Here is a 1,543-nt window from a genome sequence, read left to right on the forward strand (position 1 = left end):
CAGAGCCTGGAGATGGACACCCGCGCCAAGGACGGCTCCACGCACACCACCAAGTCGTACCGGGTGACGTTCCCGCACCACAAGATCGCCTACAAGCAGGTCACGCTGCCCGCGCTGATGACCCTGCACACCGGCTACTGGACGTTCACCGAGGCCGCCGACGGCACCACTACCGCCTCCTCCCAGCACACCGTGGTCCTCAACACCGCGAACATCGCGAGGATCCTCGGCGAGGACGCCACGGTCGCGGACGCCCGCGCGTACGTGCACGGCGCGCTCAGCACCAACAGCCGCGCCACCCTGGGCCACGCCAAGGACCACGCCGAGAGCAAGCGCTGACGATGGGCGGCCAGCGACTCGACACCGACGTCGTCGTCGTGGGCGGGGGACCGGTCGGGCTGATGCTCGCCGGTGAACTCCGCCTCGGCGGCGCCGACGTCGTCGTACTGGAGACCCGCGAGGCCCCGACCACCGAGTCGCGGGCCTCGACCCTGCACGCCCGCACCATGGAGATCCTCGACAGCCGGGGCCTGCTGCAGGTCTTCGGCACCCCGCCGTGCGAGGTGCGCGGGCACTTCGGCGGCATCCCGCTGGACCTGACCCTGCCCAGCACCCACCCCGGGCAGTGGAAGGTCCCGCAGACCGAGACCGAACGCCTGCTGCAGGACTGGGCGGTCGGCCTGGGCGCGCGCATCGAGCGGCGCCACACCCTGCGCGCCCTGCGCACCTCGGCCGACGGTGTGGAAGCGGTGGCCGCGGGCCCCGGCGGTCCGGTACGGATCCGGGCGGCGTACCTGGTGGGCTGCGACGGCGAGAACTCGACCGTACGCCGTCTGCTGGGCGCCGACTTCCCCGGCGAGGACGCCCACCGCGAGCTGCTGCGCGCCGACGTGGCGGGCATCGACGTACCGAACCGCCGCTTCGAGCGCCTTCCCGGCGGCATGGCGGTGGCCGCCCGGCGCGGCGACGGCGTCACCCGGGTGATGGTCCACGAGTTCGGCCGCGAGGCCGAAGTCCGCACCGCGGAACCGGACTTCGCGGAGGTCTGCGAGGTCTGGCAGCGAGTGACGGGGGAGGACATCACGTCCGGCACCCCCCTGTGGGTGAACTCCTTCGGCGACGCCAACCGCCAGCTCGCCCGCTACCGGCACGACCGCGTCCTGTTCGCCGGCGACGCCGCCCACCGCCAGATGCCCATCGGCGGCCAGGCCCTCAACCTGGGCCTCCAGGACGCGGTGAACCTCGGTTGGAAACTGGCCGCGGTGGCCACCGGCAGGGCCCCGGCTGACGTGCTCGACACCTACCACGCCGAACGCCACGAGGTGGGCCGCAGAGTCCTCGCCAACATCAAAGTCCAGTCCCAGCTTCTCCTGGGCGGCCCGGAATCCAATTCCACCAGGGCCCTGTTCACCGAACTCCTGCCCTCCGAGAAGGTCCGCACCCACCTGGCGTCGATGATCGCGGGCCTGGACATCAGCTACGGCGACCAGGGCGTACGCCTCCCGAACACGGACCTGACGATAGGTCACCACCGGTGCACGAC

The 1,543-nt window shown here is 71.8% G+C and carries 2 protein-coding genes; both read left to right on the plus strand.

The genetic code is table 11. The features are described 5' to 3' along the window. A partial coding sequence (locus TN53_RS40525; protein WP_046263882.1) for an aromatase/cyclase occupies positions 1 to 339 on the plus strand: 339 nt, incomplete at its 5' end. A gap of 2 nt (positions 340 to 341) precedes the next feature. Beyond that, positions 342 to 1,543, plus strand: a 1,202-nt coding sequence (locus TN53_RS40530) for an FAD-dependent monooxygenase (protein WP_046263883.1), incomplete at its 3' end; no start/stop codon positions are given.

This window comes from Streptomyces sp. WM6386, from assembly GCF_000972385.1.
Lineage (GTDB): Bacteria > Actinomycetota > Actinomycetes > Streptomycetales > Streptomycetaceae > Streptomyces.